The following is a 16,957-nucleotide window of genomic DNA, read 5'->3' as shown; positions in this document are numbered from 1 at the left end:
TGTTTGCTATTTTCTATTTGCAATCAACCATTCATTCAAGTGATGGCTGATCTGAGCGGTTTCAATAATAAAACCATCATGTCCATATGTGGAATCAATTTCCACTAAAGAAGCATTGGGCATATGTTCTTTCATGAATCGCTGCTCATCAACCGGACAAAGGATATCACTCTTGATTCCCATAATCAATACAGGCTGAGGTATACTTTTCAATGTAAGGATCAGGTCTCCGCCTCTTCCCCGCGCCAGATGATGACTATCCATTGACTTGGTAAGTAACCAATAAGAATAAGCATTGAAGCGCTTCACCAATTTTTCTCCTTGATAATGGATATAAGATGAAGCTTTGAAATCATCGATCTTCTCAGGATCCGGATCTGTTTGCGCTTGCTGAAAAATACCATAGTTACGATAAGTAAGCATTCCAATGGCACGAGCGGCTTTCAATCCGGCAGTACCTGCATTCATTTCTTTATTTTTCCAGGTATGATCTGCTTCTATGGCAAGTCTTTGTGCAGTATGAACAGCCACTCCCCATGCACTCTCTGAAGGTGAGGTAGCAATCAGAAATATTTTCTGAATGCATGATCGCTCCATAACTGCCCATTCCAACACCTGATAACCACCCATACTTCCCCCCATCAGTAAAAATATTTGCTCAATACCTAAATGTTTACGCAAGAGGATATGTGCATTCACCATATCACGAATGGTTACCGATGGAAAATCACTGAAATAGGTCTGTTGATTTTCCGGATTCATACTGGTGGGTCCGGTGGTACCATAACAAGAACCAAGAATATTGGCACAAACGATAAAGTATTTTTCAGGATCGATCAAATAACCTTCCCCCACCAATCCTTTCCACCAATCTGCACAATCTGCATTCGCCGTTAACGCGTGACAAACCCATACCACTTTGGTATCGGCACCTTTCCAAACACCATATGTGCGATACGCAATGGTTATTTCAGGTAATACCGCCCCATTTTCTAAAACAAACGGCTGTTTGCTTTCAAAATACTTTAGTTGATTATTCCGCATTTCAACAGCAAAATAAGGGCATGCGTGAATTACATTTGTAAAAATCTTTAGACATCGGGCTCTTATTCGATACAATTTCTTAAATACAGTTCTCATGCGCCATAAAATCACAGATGCTATCCGCATACAAACGAATAAAACGAATGAAATGGAACATTCTACACCCCTGTTCCTGACGAGTAGTTTTTGTTTTGATGATGCAGAATCCATGCGCGCAGCATTTGCAGATGAAACGGATGATAATATTTATAGTCGGTTCAGTAATCCGAATGTGCAGGAGTTCACGGATAAGATCTGTGCGCTGGAAGGTGCTGAAGTAGGTTATGCAACTGCTTCAGGTATGAGCGCTGTTTTTGGATCTTTTATGGCATTAATGAAAAAGGGGGATCATTTATTATCCTGTAATTCCATTTTTGGAAGTACGCATACCGTCATTTCTAAATACCTCCCGAAATACGGAATCGATCACTCATATATAGCCGCCAATGCTACAGAAGAAGAATGGGAAGCAGCGATACAGCCCAATACAAAAATGATCTATCTCGAAACACCTACCAATCCCGGATTGGATATACTGGATCTGGACATGATCGGTAAGGTGGCTCGTAAACATCAGATCATTTTAAATGTAGATAATTGCTTCGCCACACCCGTCAACCAACGTCCAATAGAATATGGGGCTGATCTTGTTGTTCATTCTGCAACAAAATGGCTGGATGGACAAGGGCGCGTATTGGGAGGTGTTATTGTAGGAAAAAAAGAATTGATCCATGATATTTATCTGTTTTGCAGAAGCACAGGTCCAGCCTTATCTCCATTCAATGCATGGATATTGAGTAAGAGCCTGGAAACATTGGATGTAAGAATGGAAAGACATGCTGCCAATGCTTTGCACATCGCCACTGCGTTAGAAAATCATCCGAAACTCAGCTGGTTGAAATATCCATTTTTAAAGAGTCATCCACAATATGCCATTGCCACCAAGCAAATGCAAAATGGAGGCGGAATTGTTTGTTTTGAACTAAAAGGTGGACTGGAAGCAGGGCGTCATTTTTTGAATCGTTTAAAGATGCTCTCGTTGACTGCAAATCTGGGAGATACGCGAAGTATTGCTTCACATCCTGCCAGTACCACGCATGCTAAACTCACGGAAGAAGAAAGACTAGCAGTGAATATAACACCCGGATTGATCCGTATCTCGGTGGGGCTTGAGCATCGGGAAGATATATTGGCAGATATTCTTCAGGCACTATCTTAATACGATTCTAATATCTTTAAAGGGCGGATCCCAAAAATCTAAATATCTTTAAAGGCATCAATTTTGTTGGATAGTATGCGTTTGTATACGCCCCTCTTTCTTTTTTGTTTCTTTTTTTCTCTGCATGTTCATGCTCAGGAAAACTCTTCGGCGGCTACACTCATCAGAGATATTTATAGTAACTGGTTCAATGACCGCCCATTTACCTATCAGGAATGTGATACTTTTTTCTATTCAGATAAGGTAGATACTGCTATCATCAATAAAGTGAAAGCTAATTTTTTAGCTGATAAAGAATTTAAGGAATGGGATCCTGATCAGGCGGCATATGTAAAACGCAAAACAAGATTCACATTGGAAGAACGAAAATATATCGTTGCGCAATTGGATCTGATCAAGGGTATGAAATGGCCGGCAAAAATGTTTCCGTTTGCATTTATGATCCCCTTAGAAAAGGTAGACCCACTTCTGATCAAAACAGATCAAAGTAAACTAAAGCCACAGCAAAAGATCTGCATGGAAGTTCATCATTTTTCAACTCCGATCTTTTTACGAAACAATACACTTTGCTTTTTCTACCTCGGCAAGAGTAATATCTTCTCAAAAGAAGGCGCTTTCTGGATCTATGAAAAAATTGATGGCGAATGGAAAAGACTAGCCAGTATCTACGAGTGGGCGGTTGCTAACAAAGGGAAATACGAAAAAGAAATAGAGTTTTTCAATCTCCCATAAGCCTTTTTTATACTATCATGATACCACCTTTTTCGATGGCTTCAAAATTCCTAACTGCGCAATTCAGGTATCCGTATTTACGTCAATCTATCTGATAAAATGATCATCATTGCCCCTATAACTGTTCTTCGAGGCTCAATGGAACGCGAAGAGATTTAAAAATTTTATTGATTGGACAATGGAAACTGAATAATCAGTAAATTCATCACTTCCTATTCAAGCTTTAATCTAACGAAACTAACCAAAACCAAAGCAATATGAATACCAAAACCGGATCGCTGCTTGCCTCCATGATGTTCTTTGAATACTTCATTTGGGGTGCCTGGTATGTTACCATGGGAACGTATATGGGTGAACATTTACAGGCAACAGGAGTTGAAATTGGTGCTGCTTACAGTGCTCTTGCCATTGCAACCATGATCTCTCCCTTTTTTGTCGGAATGATCGCTGATCGTTTTTTTGCTGCACAAAAAATCATGGGTGTACTACACCTGATCGGTGGCGCACTTCTTTTTCTGGCCACTCAAATAACTGATAGTAGTACTTTTTACTGGGTGATCCTGGGTTACTCCCTTTTATATATGCCAACCATTGCATTAAGTAATAGTGTTGCCTTCTCACAAATGACGGATCCCGGAAAACAGTTTCCATGGATTCGCGTTTTCGGTACACTCGGATGGATCGTTGCGGGAGTATTGATCGGACAATTAGGAATCGAAAAAACTGCTTCAACTTTCCATATGGCTGCCGCTGTATCTGTTGGACTAGGATTATTGAGCTTTGTATTACCCAATACACCTCCGAACGGTGCAGATGGTTCAGCTTCAAAAGCATTGGGAACCGAGGCATTTGTATTATTTAAAGAAAGACCTTATTTGATTTTCTTTATTGCCGCTATCCTTGTTTGTATTCCTCTTTCATTTTACTATGGGTTTGCCAATCCATTCCTGAATGAACTGAATTTTGAAAATGCTGCGAGTAAGATGACCTTAGGACAGGTATCTGAAGCAGTATTTATTCTTGCCATTCCATTCCTTTTCAACAGAATTGGTGTGAAGAATATGATCTTATTGGGTATGGCAGCATGGATCCTGCGATATGTTTTCTTTGCGTATGGTGATACCGGAAATAATACATGGATGTTATATGCGGGTATTATTTTGCATGGTATCTGTTATGATTTCTTCTTCGTAACCGGATACATGTATACTGAGAAAAAAGCAGGAGCAAAGATCAAAAATGCCGCACAGGGTCTGTTCACATTCGCTACCTATGGTGTAGGTATGTTCATAGGAACCTGGTTCAGTGGTTATATCGTTGACACTTATAAAACAGGTGAAACCCACAACTGGCTAAATATCTGGTACGTACCTGCTTACATTGCCATGGGTGTACTGGTTTATTTTATTTTGTTCTTTAAAGAAAAGAAAACAGCTTAGCCGTGAATGGCGAGTAGTGAGTAAAAAAATCACTAATTACTCACTACTCACCATAGTCCATGGACTATGGACTATAAGCCATGAACCATAAGCTATCACTCATTCATATCTCATAACAGCTCATTATGAAAAAAATTGCCATGCTTGGCTCCGGTTTTATTGGCCGATTTTATGCCGATTCATTACAAGGTTATAGAAGTCGTGATAGAATTGTAAGCATCTATTCACGCAGAGAAGAAAGTGCCAAAAAGTTCGCCGTTGATTATCAGTGCGACCATTGGACCACAAATATGGAAGAAGCCATTGCACATCCTGATGTTGATGTTGTTTGCATCTCACTTCCCAATAATTTACATGAGGCTGCAGTTTTGTTATGTTGTAAACATAAGAAAGCTGTAATGACTACAAAGCCTTTGGGAAGAAATGCAGAAGAAGCCAAAAGAATGCTATTGGCAGTAGAAGAAGCCGGCATCTTCAATGGTTATCTGGAAGATCTTGTTTATACACCCAAGTTCATCAAAGCCATGGAAAGTGTGAAGAATGGTGCTTTGGGAAGAATTCTCTGGGCGAAGTCAAGAGAAACACATCCTGGCCCACACAGCGAATGGTTTTGGGATATTGAACAAGCAGGCGGAGGATGTATTCTGGATCTTGGTTGTCATTGCGTTGAGATCACCAGAAGTTATATCGGAAAAGACATCAAGCCTGTAGAAGTGATGTGCTGGGCAGATACTCAAGTAAAACCCATTGATGCCGAAGATCATGCCATTGGTTTAGTGAAGTATGAAAACGGAGCCATCGGACAATTTGAAGTAAGCTGGACCTTTCGAGGAGGACTGGATCTTCGTGATGAAGTGATGGGTAGTGAAGGAACTATTTGGATCAATAGTTTTTTAAGAACAGGTTTTGACATGTTCACTACCGGAAAGGGGGCAGATTATGTTGCAGAAAAAGCGGAGAGCAATACAGGTTGGCTTTTCCCTGTTGGCGATGAGCTGAATGAACTTGGCTACAACCATATGTTCATGGATATGTTCAATGCCATGGAAAAAGGAGTTCCTCCCAAAGAAACATTTTATGATGGATATGTTGTGAACTCGATCCTGGACGCAGCGTATAAATCAGCAAAAAGCAAACAATGGGAGCCTGTAAAACTCGATATCTGGCGAGGACAAACAGGTCTGACCAAAGAAAGTCATCTCATCTCTTATGATAATGACCATTATCTTATCAAGGAAGAAATGACTCACTTTGGTACGAAAAAACTGATCTTAAAAAATAAAAAGACAGGAAAGATCACAGAGCAAATCATTTAATGCTACTCACCTATACAAAAAGGGATCACCATGATTGTGATCCCTTTTTTATTTAGTAAGACTTATTTTGCCCAAGCCTGAACCAGGTTCACCAATACTTCAACACTCTTCTCCATATCATAGACACTCACCCATTCTTGTCTGCTATGAATACCCTGCATACCTGTAAAAATATTTGCACATGGTAATCCCATAAAACTAAGTCTACTCCCATCAGTTCCACCACGTATAGGTTCTTTTATAAAAGGGATACCCGCCATTGCATATGCTTCTCTTGCATTGATCTCCATTTCAGGATGCTGATCAATGATTTCCTTCATATTACGGTATTGTTCGCGTACTACAGCTTCCACTTTTGCTCCTGGATATTGCGTAACAATTGCTTCTGCCATTTGAAGCAATCTATTTTCATATATAGCTAACTGACTGGTATCAAAATCCCGGATGATAAATTCAATACTGGCTTTTTCGGCGGTTCCTTCCATATGAACCGGATGCACAAAACCTTCCTTTCCCTGCGTTGCTTCCGGACACCATTCTGTTGCAGGTAACTGTTGCAAAAGAATGCCGGCAAGTTTCAGTGCATTCACCATTTTACCTTTCGCATATCCCGGATGAGCGCTTACACCATAAAAGTGAAGCGTATATCCATCAGCGCTAAAGGTTTCGTCTTCATAAGTACCCAACTCACCCCCATCTAATGTATATGCGAAATCAGCACCCAAATGATTCAAATCAACATGATCGGTTCCCCTTCCCACTTCTTCATCAGGAGTAAAAAGTATTTTAATTGTACCATGAGGTATTTCCGGATGTTGCATTAAATAGTGAGCCATATCCATGATTATCGCTACTCCGCTCTTATCATCCGCACCTAATAATGTAAGTCCACTTGCAGTAATGATATCTTTTCCGATCTGCTGTTTGAGATACGGATGATTTTCCATGTGAATGATCTGCGTAGTATCATCAGGTAATACGATCTCCTGACCTTGATAATTTTTATGCAGTATGGGTTTAACATTGGTGCCACTACAATCCGAAGCAGTATCAACATGACTACAAAAACAAATTACAGGAACAGATCGGTCAATATTTGCAGGTATGGTAGCGTATACATAACCATACTCATCTGTATACACATCAGTGAGCCCTATTTGTTTTAACTCATCAAATAACAAACGCGAAAGATGTTTTTGTTTCTCAGTACTGGGACTCAAGGTACTATGTGGATCACTTTGAGTATCGATCTGTACATATCTTAAAAATCTTTCGGTAACAGTAAATGCGTTCGACGTCATGCCACAAAATAATTGAATTTCTCTTGAACACATGTAAGAATAAGGCGATTGCCCATACTTGCAAATTCCAAACCTCTTGTCTATTTTGTGTTTAACCAAAAACAATCACATGAAAAAAACACTAATTGGCTCAGTTGTTGGAGCCGTTATTTTGTTTCTCTGGCAATTCGTTTCTTGGACCGCAGCAGAATTACATAGGCCTGCACAAGCTTACACACCAAAGCAGGATAGTATCTTACAGTATCTGAGTAGTCAGTTCACGGAAGATGGCACTTATTTCCTGCCAACTTATCCGGATGGTGCAAGTATGGAAGAACAAGAGAAATTAGCAGAAACCGCCGTTGGAAAACCCTGGGCACAAATAGCCTATCATAAGTCTATGGATATGAATATGGGGGTGAATATGGGAAGAGGTCTGGCGATCAATATTGTGATTCTGTTACTCGTATGTTGGATATTCAAACAAATGGGCAATCCGTCATTCTCAACCATACTCACTGCAACTCTTTGTATTGGATTGATAGGCTTCTTTAATTTATCATATACCAATCATATTTGGTTTCAGTCTCGCGACCTGATGGCAAATCTGATAGATGCTGTTGTAGGCTGGGGACTTACAGGTTTATGGCTGGGCTGGTGGTTACGAAGAAAATAAATAAAAGCATACGCATAAAAAAACTCCGGATTGTATCCGGAGTTTTTTATTGAAAGGTTGATTAGTTGATTACGGAGTAATGATCAAAGAACTACCACCATTGATCGAAACCAGTTCCAGATCAAAGATCAGATCTTCTCCAGCCAGAGGATGATTCGCATCCAATACTACAACTGCTTCACGAACTTCTGTGATCACTACAGGAAAGTTTTGTCCTGATCCGTTGCTCATATTCAATTGCATACCTACTTCAGGAACCATATCAGCAGGAAAACGATCACGAGGGAACTCCATGATCATGTGCTCTTCTTTTTGTCCATATGCCTGATCAGCAGGAATATGAATTGTTTTTTTATCTCCGATGGTCATACCGGTAACACCCTCATCAAATCCGGGAATCACCATGCCACTACCTACTTCAAACTCCAAAGGTTCTCTGCCTGCAGATGAATCGAAAGTTGTTCCGTTGGTAAGTTTACCGTGATAATGCACTTTTACAGTATCACCTTTTTTTACTTGTTGCATATTCTTTTGTTGTGTTGAAAGTTGAAGGAACTTATCAAAGACATCTGAATCAGAGAGACCAGAATAAAAAGTTAAGTTCAGATTAAATCATATCGAAATACAAAAGTACAATCTATGAATCAAGAATCGCCAAGTATTTTTCGTTAACTTTCGGGGCTCAAAAATGGCTATATGAAGCATCTTTTATATGTTTTATTCCTTATTGCTTTTTCCTCAACAATAATCGCTCAGCCCAAGTCTGGTGTTGGGAAAAAACAAGATAAACCTGAGGTAGCACCTGTTAAACCAGCAGCGTATCGTACTGAAGTTTATTTACCGCTTCTCGAGGGAAAAAGAGTAGGCATTTTTGCCAATCACACCGCTACCATTGGGAAGAAACACCTTGTAGACAGCTTATTTACATTGGGTGTTAAAATAAGCAAGGTATTTGGTCCTGAACATGGATTCAGAGGTGATGCAGATGCAGGTGAAAAAGTTGATACTTATATAGATCCGCAATTGGGTATCCCTGTTATTTCCCTGTATGGTAAAAAAAGAAAACCAAGTGCAGAAGATCTTGCTGATGTAGACGTATTACTATTTGATATTCAAGATGTAGGAACACGATTTTATACCTACATCTCTTCATTACAAGAGTTCATGGATGCAGCATTTGAACATGGAAAACCATTGCTGATACTAGACCGCCCTAACCCCAATGGATTTTATGTTGATGGCCCTATATTGGATACTGCTTACAAGAGTTTTGTAGGCATGCAACCCATTCCGATTGTATATGGCATGACCATGGGTGAATACGCGATGATGTTGGCGGGAGAAAAATGGCTATCCCCTAAAGCCAATGAACGAAACGATTATTACCGTAGAGCTAACACCTCACGTGATACCCTTTTTCATTTTATGGTCATTAAGAATGAAGCCTATGATCATAAAAGCAAATACACATTGCCGGTAAAGCCTTCACCGAACTTACCAGATATGGCTTCTATCTATTGGTATGCCAGCACTTGTTTTTTTGAAGGAACCGTATTGAGTGAAGGGAGAGGAACAGAACACCCCTTTGTTATTTTTGGTCATCCTTATTTACCAAAAAATATGTACGCTTTTACTCCGATCAGCCGTGATGGAGCAAAAGAGCCAAAACTTAAAGACAAACAATGTTATGGCTGGAATCTCTTTGGCAGCAATGAACAGGTATTGAAAAGTGTAGATAATAAAATTCAGTTGAAATATATACTAGAAGCTTACAAGCTCTTCCCTGATAAAGAGAACTTCTTCATTAAACCCAAAAGTGATCGTCCGACTGATTTTTTTTTCAATAAACTCGCTGGATCAGATGCATTGATGAATCAAATCAAAGCAGGCAAAACAGAAAAAGAGATTCGAGACAGTTGGGCACCCGGACTAGAAGCTTTTAAGAAGATCAGAAAGAAATATCTATTGTACACAGATTTTGAATAAAAATTTAAAGATCAAGCGTGAAAAGTCAAAAAGCTTTTCACGCTTGATCTTTCACTATTGACTTTATTACATGCGTATCATTTTCATGGGAACTCCTGAGTTTGCAGTAGCATCACTAGATGCACTGATGAAAGCAGGATTGAATATTATAGCTGTTGTTACTGCTCCCGACAAACCTGCCGGAAGAGGACTGAAAATGCATGAAAGTGCTGTGAAACAATATGCAACTGCAAATGGCTTACCTGTACTTCAGCCAATAAGATTAAAAGATCCGGATTTTATTCTCAGTCTGCAGCAGTTAAAGGCAGATCTGCAAATTGTTGTTGCTTTTCGTATGCTACCTGAAGTAGTATGGAATATGCCTCCTCTTGGAACCATTAATCTTCACGGATCCCTATTGCCCCAGTATCGTGGCGCTGCCCCTATCAATTGGGCTGTGATCAATGGAGAAAAAGAAACAGGTGTTACCACTTTCAAACTCAAGCACGAAATTGATACTGGTGATATCCTTTTGCAACGCGCATTTGGTATTGCGGAAGATGAAACAGCCGGTGATGTACACGACCGAATGAAAGTCATTGGTGCAGACCTTTTGGTTGAAACAGTCAAAGGTCTCGCAGCAGGTACGCTCAAAGAAAAACCTCAGGATGCATTAGCAACAAATACAGTTTTGAAACATGCTCCTAAAATTTTCACAGAAACCTGCGTGATTGATTGGTCACATTCAACTTTAGACATTCATAATCTGATACGGGGGTTATCGCCATTCCCCGGTGCACTAACCAAACTAGATGGTAAGGTTTTAAAGATTTATAAAAGTGCTACCGAATACCAGGATCACCAACAACCTATTGGCACTATGTTTACAGACGGGAAGAATTTTTTAAAATTTGCTACTTCGAATGGATTCATCCATGTGTTGGATCTGCAGTTAGAGGGAAAGAAAAGAATGTCTGTAACAGATTTTCTGCGAGGATATCGTCCCCAATAGAATCTTACTGTAAGATTTTGGATCGTATCACTTCTTTTGCAATAATTCCAAAATCTCTCCACACTTCTTTTCCATTCTTATACAAAACAAAAGTTGGAAGAGCATCTGCTTTGATAAGTTTCATCACATCAATATCAATTCCTCCATCCACTTTAACGAGTTGAAATGTTCCGGGTAATTCCGCTTGCAGTTGACGAATTACAGGATCCATTTTTTTACACGGTGGGCACCACTCTGCTCCTACATCTACCAATACGATTCCGGTTTGAATTTTTTTCTCAAACTCACTGACACTAAGCTGTGCTTTGACTTCTGAAGCTTCCAGTTTTTTTCCCGACAGTTGCCATGCGGAAGTACCTCCCTTCAGGTTATAGACTTCTTTAAACCCCTTCTTTAATAACCATTTAGCAGCCTGTTCGCTTCTGACTCCTGAAGCACAGTACACCAACAAAGGATTTTCAGGATTCAGGTGTTTAGTGCGTTCTTCGAATTCCTTTTTATTCAACCAATCTGCCTGAAGAGCCCCTTTCAAATAACCTGCTTTGAATTCACCGGCTGTTCTTACATCCAGGATTTGAAATTTCTCTGAATTGAGTTTCGACTCAAATTCTGCAACCGAAATACTCAGGTTACTTTGCCCCTTGCCAGAACAGGCAGAGAAAACCATTAAAATAAAGAGACAAGAATATTTGAGCAAGCATTTTTTCATGCCAGATAGATTTATTCAAAAAAAGTAAGTGTTACCGTAAACTTTTCATCTTTCATGCCCAGTGCAGATGCTGCTGCATTATTCATGCGCAATAACAATCCTTCATCACCTTTTGTAAGGGGTAAAGGAGAAAGAACCCTCGCGCAAATACTTTTATTATTCGGCGTTGTGATACGAACGATCGTACCCGGCTTGATATCATTGATCAGAACATAATACTTTCTGTCTGTCCAACCACTGATCGTTTTAAAAGTTGCTGCATCACCAGAACGATATTGCTGTACAAGGGTGAGATCATCTCTTACATAAAGTGATGCAAAAAATCCTTCATCTGACAATGAGCTATTGACAGGAGCAGTAGCATTGTTCTTTTCCTCATTGTCTTTATGAAACTCCTGTGCTGCTTCCTTTTCTTTCACAGGAACTGCTTTTGCAGGTTCAGATACCGTTGATTTAGCTGCTACTTCTGTTGCAACAGCTGTCTCAGCAACTTTGTCTGCCACAGTTTCCTTTTGTGAAGATGATGCCAACGATTGATCAGTATTGATCTTAATATAACCAATGATCAGTTCCTGTCCGTTCTTCACCCCGGAAGCGCCCAATTTATTCCAAGTTCTAAGTTGTGATACCGGTACTTTATTATAGCGTTGGCTGATCTTGAATAAGTTATCCCCTTTACTAACGGCATGATAAACAGGTGTTCCTGTTTTCTGAGAAATATCTGATATACTTAAGGGTACTTTTAAAGTACTTCCCTTTGACAAAACTGCTGATGGACTTCTTCCGTTAAAACGAGATAGCTGAGAAGCGGTTAATCCATACATGCGACCAATAGATGATAAGGATTCTTTTTCTCCTACTCTATGTTCGACATACATGGAATTAGGCTTTCCCTTTAGCAACAATTTCTGTTGTGCTGCCACACGGAAGCCCAACAATAATATCACAATAAAAAACAGTCCTTTTTTCATATCCATTTGCAAGTACAGAGAATGGCAAATGTACGCATTTCAGGCCTTACGGGTAAGTAAAAGTGAGCTTAATAAGCCCTTTTCCCGCTTCTTATTGTTTTAATATGCGCCACTCCTGTGGATAGTAATTATTGATACGATTAGGGAGCGCTTTGATCCATCCTAATGGTAAGTGCTCGTACATGACCAAGTTCCAGCCTTTGGATGTATCCAGCTGTAGATCTTGTCTTCGTAAATATTTAAGGGCTTCATCTGTATTGACAGCAACCTGATTAAAATGCGCTAATGGAAGCAGGCTCATCGCCAATTCATGAGCAGGAATAATGTCTTTTCCTTTTATCTCTCCGATTCCAACGCCGGCTTTGCGTATGTATAAATTACTTGCCAATTGTTGAAGTTCTTCTTGCCATTGCTTATCAAATAAGCGAAACTGATCACCCTGTTTAAACAGGTAAAAATTTTCTGCAGCAGACAAAAATTCATGAACCTGTGCAAACTCATGCTTTTGTGGTGATTTCAAGGCCGACAATTTCCCTTTTCCCAGCGCAAAAGCAGGCGTTTTTTTTCGAAAAGCAGCTATAAAAAAGCCCTCCCCTTTTAGTCGATCAGGATAAAAACGATAGCCCGGAGCTTTCATTTTTTCAGAGAAGGTCTGAACAATATTCCATTGCTCAGAAATAGCAATAGAGAGTGCTTCAAATTCTCCGGAAGACATCAACCAATCTGCGATCATTTCATCTTCTTCTAAAGAATAGGAACAAGTTGCATAGATCAATATTCCATTTTCGTTTAATGATGGAATGATATCATCGAGTATGCGTTGTTGACGAAGACTGCAATGTTGTACGTGATCTAAACTCCATTCGGAAATAGCATCGGGATCTTTTCGAAATAAGCCACTACCACTGCAAGGAGCATCCACTACAATTACATCAAATGTGATTCCTCCTTGACGAAAATGAACAGGATCATTATTGGTGATCACCACATTGCTATTACCCCATTTGGTGAGGTTTTCAACCAAGATACTCGCCCGTGATTTAATCACTTCATTACTGACCAATAATCCATCTGTAAAATAGGAAGCCAGCAAAGTAGATTTTCCACCCGGTGCCGCACATAGATCCAATACTTTTTTATTACGAGGATCCGGTACTAATTGAGAAATAGCTTCCCATAAAAACATACTACTGGCATCTTGTACATAGTATGCACCGGCATGAAAAGATGGATCGAATGTGAAAGAGGGTCTTTCATTCAAATAAATGCCTAAGGGACACCAGGGAATGGCTTGTCCTGTGAACTTATCCTGTATGACTGATTGTTTAGCAGGATTCAACCGGATTGCCGTAACCTGTTCACCAGATTCATGAACAGCTCTGAAAGAAGATTCCTGAAATCCTTTGACAGATTGTAGTGACTGAATCAGTTCATGAGGTAAGGTCATAGAACAAAAGTAAGCAAGCCATCATAAATCATCACAATGACTTTATCTCAGCTACCAGTTTTTGTAATGCAGCTTTGGCATCACCAAATAACATAGAGGTTTTGGGTTGAAAGAATAATTCATTTTCAATACCTGCATAGCCCGGTTTCATGCTCCGCTTATTAACGATGACCGTTTTTGCTTGTTCTACTTCTAATATAGGCATACCATAGATCGGTGAGGCCGGATCTGTTTTCGCAGCCGGATTTACTACATCATTGGCGCCTAATATCAATACCACATCTGTTGTTTTAAACTCATCATTAGCCTGCTCCATTTCTTGTAGTTTATCATAACTCACATCAGCTTCTGCCAATAATACGTTCATATGACCCGGCATACGTCCTGCTACCGGATGAATCGCATAGCTGACATTCACGCCTTTTTCTTCCAATAATTTTTCCAACTCATGACAAACGTGCTGTGCTTGTGCTACTGCTAATCCATAACCCGGAACGATGATCACTTTATTGGCATAACTCATACAAACAGCAGCATCCGATAAAGATATTTCTTTGTAACTGCCTTGTGTACCTTTTGCAATACCAGCGCCAGTAGTTGATCCGCCAAATGATCCGATCAATACATTCGTCAAACTTCTGTTCATCGCCTTACACATCAAAATCGTCAATAATGTACCTGCAGCCCCAACAAGGATACCACCGGTTAACATTACCTGGTTATCATAAAGGAATCCACCACAAGCAGCAGCAACACCCGTGAAAGAATTTAACAGTGAAATCACAACGGGCATATCAGCACCACCGATCGGCAAAACAAATAAAACACCATAGACCAGTGCAGCAGCAGTGATCGCATAAAAGAGATAGGCATTGTCTGCATTCAAGTTGAAAACCAAATAGCAGGCTGTGATCAGTGTGGCTACTAATAATACCAGGTTAAATATTTGCTGCCCGGGAAAAGCAAAGTCTTTTATTTTTCCATTCAACTTACCCCATGCGATGATACTTCCTGCAAAAGAAACTGCACCAATGATCAAGCCTAAAAAAATAGTAATTAATGTACCGGCAAACTCAGCGCTAAATACCTGTGTGTGCCAACCCGGAATATTCGCCATTGTTTCGGCTGCGTGGGTCATCATCTCATTGATATGCCCGAACTCATTTACAGAGATCAAAGCTGCACAGGCTCCTCCCATACCATTGAATAAACTGACCATTTCCGGCATGGCTGTCATCTTTACTTTTTTGGCTGCGAGAACACCAATGATTGTTCCTACCAGTAATCCTCCAAAAATCCAGCCGTAGTTGCCAAGCTTAACACCCTCTTTCTCATATAAAAAGATGGTCCCAAAAATTGCAATGGCCATACCCACCGCTGCCACTAGATTACCTTTTCGCGCAGAATCGGGATGTGACAACATTTTAAGACCAATGATAAAGGTCAATGATCCGATGAGGTAACAAACTGTAAGCAGACTTAATTCCATGGCATCTATTTTCGTACTGTTTTATTAACAGTATTATTTTTTCTTTTTAAACATTTCCAGCATTCTATCTGTCACCACAAATCCGCCGACAACATTCAAGGTTCCCAATACAACAGCAAGAAATCCAATGATCAATGCGGCATAATTTCCGGACTGCACTTGTCCCATTACGATGATCGCTCCGATGATAACAACTCCATGTATGGCATTTGCACCACTCATCAATGGAGTATGAAGTACACTGGGAACTCTGCCGATCACTTCAATTCCTAAAAACACAGAGAGTATCACGATGTAAATGATATCAATGTGAGATTGTACCCAGTTTAATATTGTTTCCATGATTGTAAGTTGAATTTATTTATTAATTTAAGTGGATAGTGAGTAGTAATTTTTATTCTCGATGTACTCACTACTGACTATTCACGACTCTGTCATTCACTACATTTCCTACGTGTGTGATACAACATCCTTTAACAATATCATCTTCAAAATTCAATGTTATATTCCCTTCTTTACTGATCACCAGTTGCAGGAAGTTTAGAATGTTTTTTCCATATAATTTACTGGCATCCCAGGGCATATCAGCTGCCAGATTGCTGTTACCCATGATTGTGATCCCGTTGTGCATAATGGTTGCATTGTTTTGCGTTGCAAATACATTACCACCTGTAGCTGCTGCCAGATCGATGACCACACTTCCCGGCTTCATACTATTCAACATTTCTTCATTGATCAACAAAGGAGCTTTTTTACCCGGTATTTGTGCTGTAGTTATGATGATATCAGACTTAGCAACCGAAGCAGCTAATCTTTCTTGTTGGCGTTTTTTAAATTCTTCGGATTGTTCCACTGCATAACCTCCCGCTTTGGAAGCATCTGCCGCACCTTCCACTTCAATGAATTTAGCTCCCAAACTCATCACCTCTTCTTTTACTGCAGGTCTTGTATCAGAGACTTCAACCACGGCTCCGAGTCTTCGTGCTGTTGCGATGGCCTGTAAACCAGCTACGCCTGCTCCAATGATCAATACTTTTGCAGGTGGAATACTTCCTGCTGCTGTCATGAACATCGGAAAATAACGTGGGAAAAGCGTAGCCGCAAGCAATACTGCTCTATAGCCCGCGATATTGGCCTGACTACTCAAAACATCCATGCTTTGAGCACGTGTAGTACGAGGAATCATGTCGAGACTGAAGACTGTCACCATTTTAGCAGCAAGTTGCTTCATCAACTCAACATGAAATAATGGTTGGAAAACGCCTACCAAAATAGCTCCTGACTTAAGTAATGCAACTTCATCATTTGAGGGTGGATGAATCATCAAAATCAAATCAGCTTGTTGTAGAATCTCTGATCGGTCTTTCAGCACAACATTCTTTGCTGAATAAATTTGATCATCCGCAAAAGCATTCTGGCCGGCACCCGGCTCCATCCATACTGAGACTTGTTGCTTGGTCAGCGTTTCAGCCTGCTCAGGCAGGAGTGAGACCCTTCTATCGTTTGTTTCATTGAGTATTCCAAGAATCATGTTTCCAATTTAAGCTATTTTTCAATTAAAGGCAAACGATGATGCTCATGCCTCAATATGCCAGACCATTTCGTGTAAAAGATAGCTG

The 16,957-nt window shown here is 40.0% G+C and carries 16 protein-coding genes; 7 read left to right on the top strand and 9 right to left on the bottom strand.

Annotation, left to right across the window (positions count from 1 at the left end):
* Positions 1 to 6: 6 nt before the first annotated feature.
* The gene (gene metX / locus ABXG83_RS13440; RefSeq protein WP_353549378.1) at positions 7 to 1,044 is read right to left on the bottom strand and encodes a homoserine O-acetyltransferase; all 1,038 of its coding nucleotides are present in this window, start codon (positions 1,042 to 1,044) and stop codon (positions 7 to 9) included.
* 94 nt (positions 1,045 to 1,138) lie between these two features.
* Here metX and ABXG83_RS13435 point away from each other — a divergent pair, with 94 nt between their 5' ends.
* From ABXG83_RS13435 to ABXG83_RS13420, 4 genes are all read left to right on the top strand, one after another.
* A complete protein-coding gene (locus ABXG83_RS13435; RefSeq protein ID WP_353549377.1) occupies positions 1,139 to 2,302 on the top strand; it encodes an aminotransferase class I/II-fold pyridoxal phosphate-dependent enzyme in 1,164 nt (387 codons plus the stop codon).
* Between the two features lie 75 nt (positions 2,303 to 2,377).
* Positions 2,378 to 3,034: a hypothetical protein gene (locus ABXG83_RS13430; protein WP_353549376.1), complete on the top strand. Its 657-nt coding sequence runs from the start codon at positions 2,378 to 2,380 to the stop codon at positions 3,032 to 3,034.
* Between the two features lie 257 nt (positions 3,035 to 3,291).
* Positions 3,292 to 4,473, top strand: a complete 1,182-nt coding sequence (locus ABXG83_RS13425) for a nucleoside permease (RefSeq protein WP_353549375.1) — start codon at positions 3,292 to 3,294, stop codon at positions 4,471 to 4,473.
* A 125-nt stretch (positions 4,474 to 4,598) separates the two neighbouring features.
* The gene (locus tag ABXG83_RS13420) at positions 4,599 to 5,789 is read left to right on the top strand and encodes a Gfo/Idh/MocA family oxidoreductase (RefSeq protein ID WP_353549374.1); all 1,191 of its coding nucleotides are present in this window, start codon (positions 4,599 to 4,601) and stop codon (positions 5,787 to 5,789) included.
* A 62-nt stretch (positions 5,790 to 5,851) separates the two neighbouring features.
* Here ABXG83_RS13420 and pepT read toward each other — a convergent pair whose 3' ends face one another.
* Positions 5,852 to 7,090 carry a peptidase T gene (pepT, locus tag ABXG83_RS13415; protein WP_353549373.1) on the bottom strand — a complete coding sequence of 413 codons (1,239 nt, stop codon included), beginning with the start codon at positions 7,088 to 7,090 and terminating at the stop codon, positions 5,852 to 5,854.
* A gap of 109 nt (positions 7,091 to 7,199) precedes the next feature.
* Between pepT and ABXG83_RS13410 the strand changes: the two genes are divergently transcribed.
* Positions 7,200 to 7,745 carry a hypothetical protein gene (locus tag ABXG83_RS13410; RefSeq protein WP_353549372.1) on the top strand — a complete coding sequence of 182 codons (546 nt, stop codon included), beginning with the start codon at positions 7,200 to 7,202 and terminating at the stop codon, positions 7,743 to 7,745.
* A gap of 69 nt (positions 7,746 to 7,814) precedes the next feature.
* On the opposite strand, the gene ABXG83_RS13405 is transcribed toward ABXG83_RS13410, so the two are convergent.
* Positions 7,815 to 8,270 (bottom strand): peptidylprolyl isomerase, encoded by a 456-nt coding sequence (locus ABXG83_RS13405; protein ID WP_353549371.1) that lies wholly within the window; start codon positions 8,268 to 8,270, stop codon positions 7,815 to 7,817.
* A 171-nt stretch (positions 8,271 to 8,441) separates the two neighbouring features.
* Between ABXG83_RS13405 and ABXG83_RS13400 the strand changes: the two genes are divergently transcribed.
* Together ABXG83_RS13400 and fmt are read left to right on the top strand one after the other, a co-directional pair.
* Positions 8,442 to 9,731: a DUF1343 domain-containing protein gene (locus ABXG83_RS13400; protein WP_353549370.1), complete on the top strand. Its 1,290-nt coding sequence runs from the start codon at positions 8,442 to 8,444 to the stop codon at positions 9,729 to 9,731.
* A gap of 70 nt (positions 9,732 to 9,801) precedes the next feature.
* Complete coding sequence (fmt, locus tag ABXG83_RS13395) at positions 9,802 to 10,722, top strand: methionyl-tRNA formyltransferase (RefSeq protein ID WP_353549369.1); 921 nt, start codon at positions 9,802 to 9,804, stop codon at positions 10,720 to 10,722.
* Positions 10,723 to 10,726: 4 nt separating this feature from the next.
* Here the strand turns inward: fmt and ABXG83_RS13390 are convergent, their stop codons facing one another.
* The 6 genes from ABXG83_RS13390 to ABXG83_RS13365 all read right to left on the bottom strand — a co-directional run bounded on the left by ABXG83_RS13390 (position 10,727) and on the right by ABXG83_RS13365 (position 16,869).
* The gene (locus ABXG83_RS13390) at positions 10,727 to 11,431 is read right to left on the bottom strand and encodes a rhodanese-like domain-containing protein (protein WP_353549368.1); all 705 of its coding nucleotides are present in this window, start codon (positions 11,429 to 11,431) and stop codon (positions 10,727 to 10,729) included.
* Positions 11,432 to 11,442: 11 nt separating this feature from the next.
* A complete protein-coding gene (locus ABXG83_RS13385; protein WP_353549367.1) occupies positions 11,443 to 12,402 on the bottom strand; it encodes a LysM peptidoglycan-binding domain-containing protein in 960 nt (319 codons plus the stop codon).
* 91 nt (positions 12,403 to 12,493) lie between these two features.
* On the bottom strand, positions 12,494 to 13,849 hold the full coding sequence (locus ABXG83_RS13380; RefSeq protein ID WP_353549366.1) for an RNA methyltransferase: 1,356 nt from the start codon (positions 13,847 to 13,849) through the stop codon (positions 12,494 to 12,496).
* A gap of 31 nt (positions 13,850 to 13,880) precedes the next feature.
* The gene (locus tag ABXG83_RS13375; RefSeq protein ID WP_353549365.1) at positions 13,881 to 15,338 is read right to left on the bottom strand and encodes an NAD(P)(+) transhydrogenase (Re/Si-specific) subunit beta; all 1,458 of its coding nucleotides are present in this window, start codon (positions 15,336 to 15,338) and stop codon (positions 13,881 to 13,883) included.
* A gap of 33 nt (positions 15,339 to 15,371) precedes the next feature.
* Positions 15,372 to 15,680 (bottom strand): NAD(P) transhydrogenase subunit alpha, encoded by a 309-nt coding sequence (locus tag ABXG83_RS13370; protein ID WP_353549364.1) that lies wholly within the window; start codon positions 15,678 to 15,680, stop codon positions 15,372 to 15,374.
* Between the two features lie 70 nt (positions 15,681 to 15,750).
* Positions 15,751 to 16,869: a Re/Si-specific NAD(P)(+) transhydrogenase subunit alpha gene (locus ABXG83_RS13365; RefSeq protein WP_353549363.1), complete on the bottom strand. Its 1,119-nt coding sequence runs from the start codon at positions 16,867 to 16,869 to the stop codon at positions 15,751 to 15,753.
* Between the last annotated feature and the right edge of the window lie 88 nt (positions 16,870 to 16,957).

The sequence above is a fragment of the Sediminibacterium sp. KACHI17 genome (genome assembly GCF_040362915.1).
Taxonomy (GTDB): Bacteria; Bacteroidota; Bacteroidia; order Chitinophagales; family Chitinophagaceae; genus Sediminibacterium.
This window is presented reverse-complemented; position numbering and strand designations above follow the sequence as displayed.

Coding starts and splice junctions, on each gene's coding strand:
- metX (WP_353549378.1), bottom strand. CDS start 1,044: ATGCGGAATAATCAACTAAAGTATTTTGAAAGCAAACAGCCGTTTGTT.
- ABXG83_RS13435 (WP_353549377.1), top strand. CDS start 1,139: ATGCGCCATAAAATCACAGATGCTATCCGCATACAAACGAATAAAACG.
- ABXG83_RS13430 (WP_353549376.1), top strand. CDS start 2,378: ATGCGTTTGTATACGCCCCTCTTTCTTTTTTGTTTCTTTTTTTCTCTG.
- ABXG83_RS13425 (WP_353549375.1), top strand. CDS start 3,292: ATGAATACCAAAACCGGATCGCTGCTTGCCTCCATGATGTTCTTTGAA.
- ABXG83_RS13420 (WP_353549374.1), top strand. CDS start 4,599: ATGAAAAAAATTGCCATGCTTGGCTCCGGTTTTATTGGCCGATTTTAT.
- pepT (WP_353549373.1), bottom strand. CDS start 7,090: ATGACGTCGAACGCATTTACTGTTACCGAAAGATTTTTAAGATATGTA.
- ABXG83_RS13410 (WP_353549372.1), top strand. CDS start 7,200: ATGAAAAAAACACTAATTGGCTCAGTTGTTGGAGCCGTTATTTTGTTT.
- ABXG83_RS13405 (WP_353549371.1), bottom strand. CDS start 8,270: ATGCAACAAGTAAAAAAAGGTGATACTGTAAAAGTGCATTATCACGGT.
- ABXG83_RS13400 (WP_353549370.1), top strand. CDS start 8,442: ATGAAGCATCTTTTATATGTTTTATTCCTTATTGCTTTTTCCTCAACA.
- fmt (WP_353549369.1), top strand. CDS start 9,802: ATGCGTATCATTTTCATGGGAACTCCTGAGTTTGCAGTAGCATCACTA.
- ABXG83_RS13390 (WP_353549368.1), bottom strand. CDS start 11,431: ATGAAAAAATGCTTGCTCAAATATTCTTGTCTCTTTATTTTAATGGTT.
- ABXG83_RS13385 (WP_353549367.1), bottom strand. CDS start 12,402: ATGAAAAAAGGACTGTTTTTTATTGTGATATTATTGTTGGGCTTCCGT.
- ABXG83_RS13380 (WP_353549366.1), bottom strand. CDS start 13,849: ATGACCTTACCTCATGAACTGATTCAGTCACTACAATCTGTCAAAGGA.
- ABXG83_RS13375 (WP_353549365.1), bottom strand. CDS start 15,338: ATGGAATTAAGTCTGCTTACAGTTTGTTACCTCATCGGATCATTGACC.
- ABXG83_RS13370 (WP_353549364.1), bottom strand. CDS start 15,680: ATGGAAACAATATTAAACTGGGTACAATCTCACATTGATATCATTTAC.
- ABXG83_RS13365 (WP_353549363.1), bottom strand. CDS start 16,869: ATGATTCTTGGAATACTCAATGAAACAAACGATAGAAGGGTCTCACTC.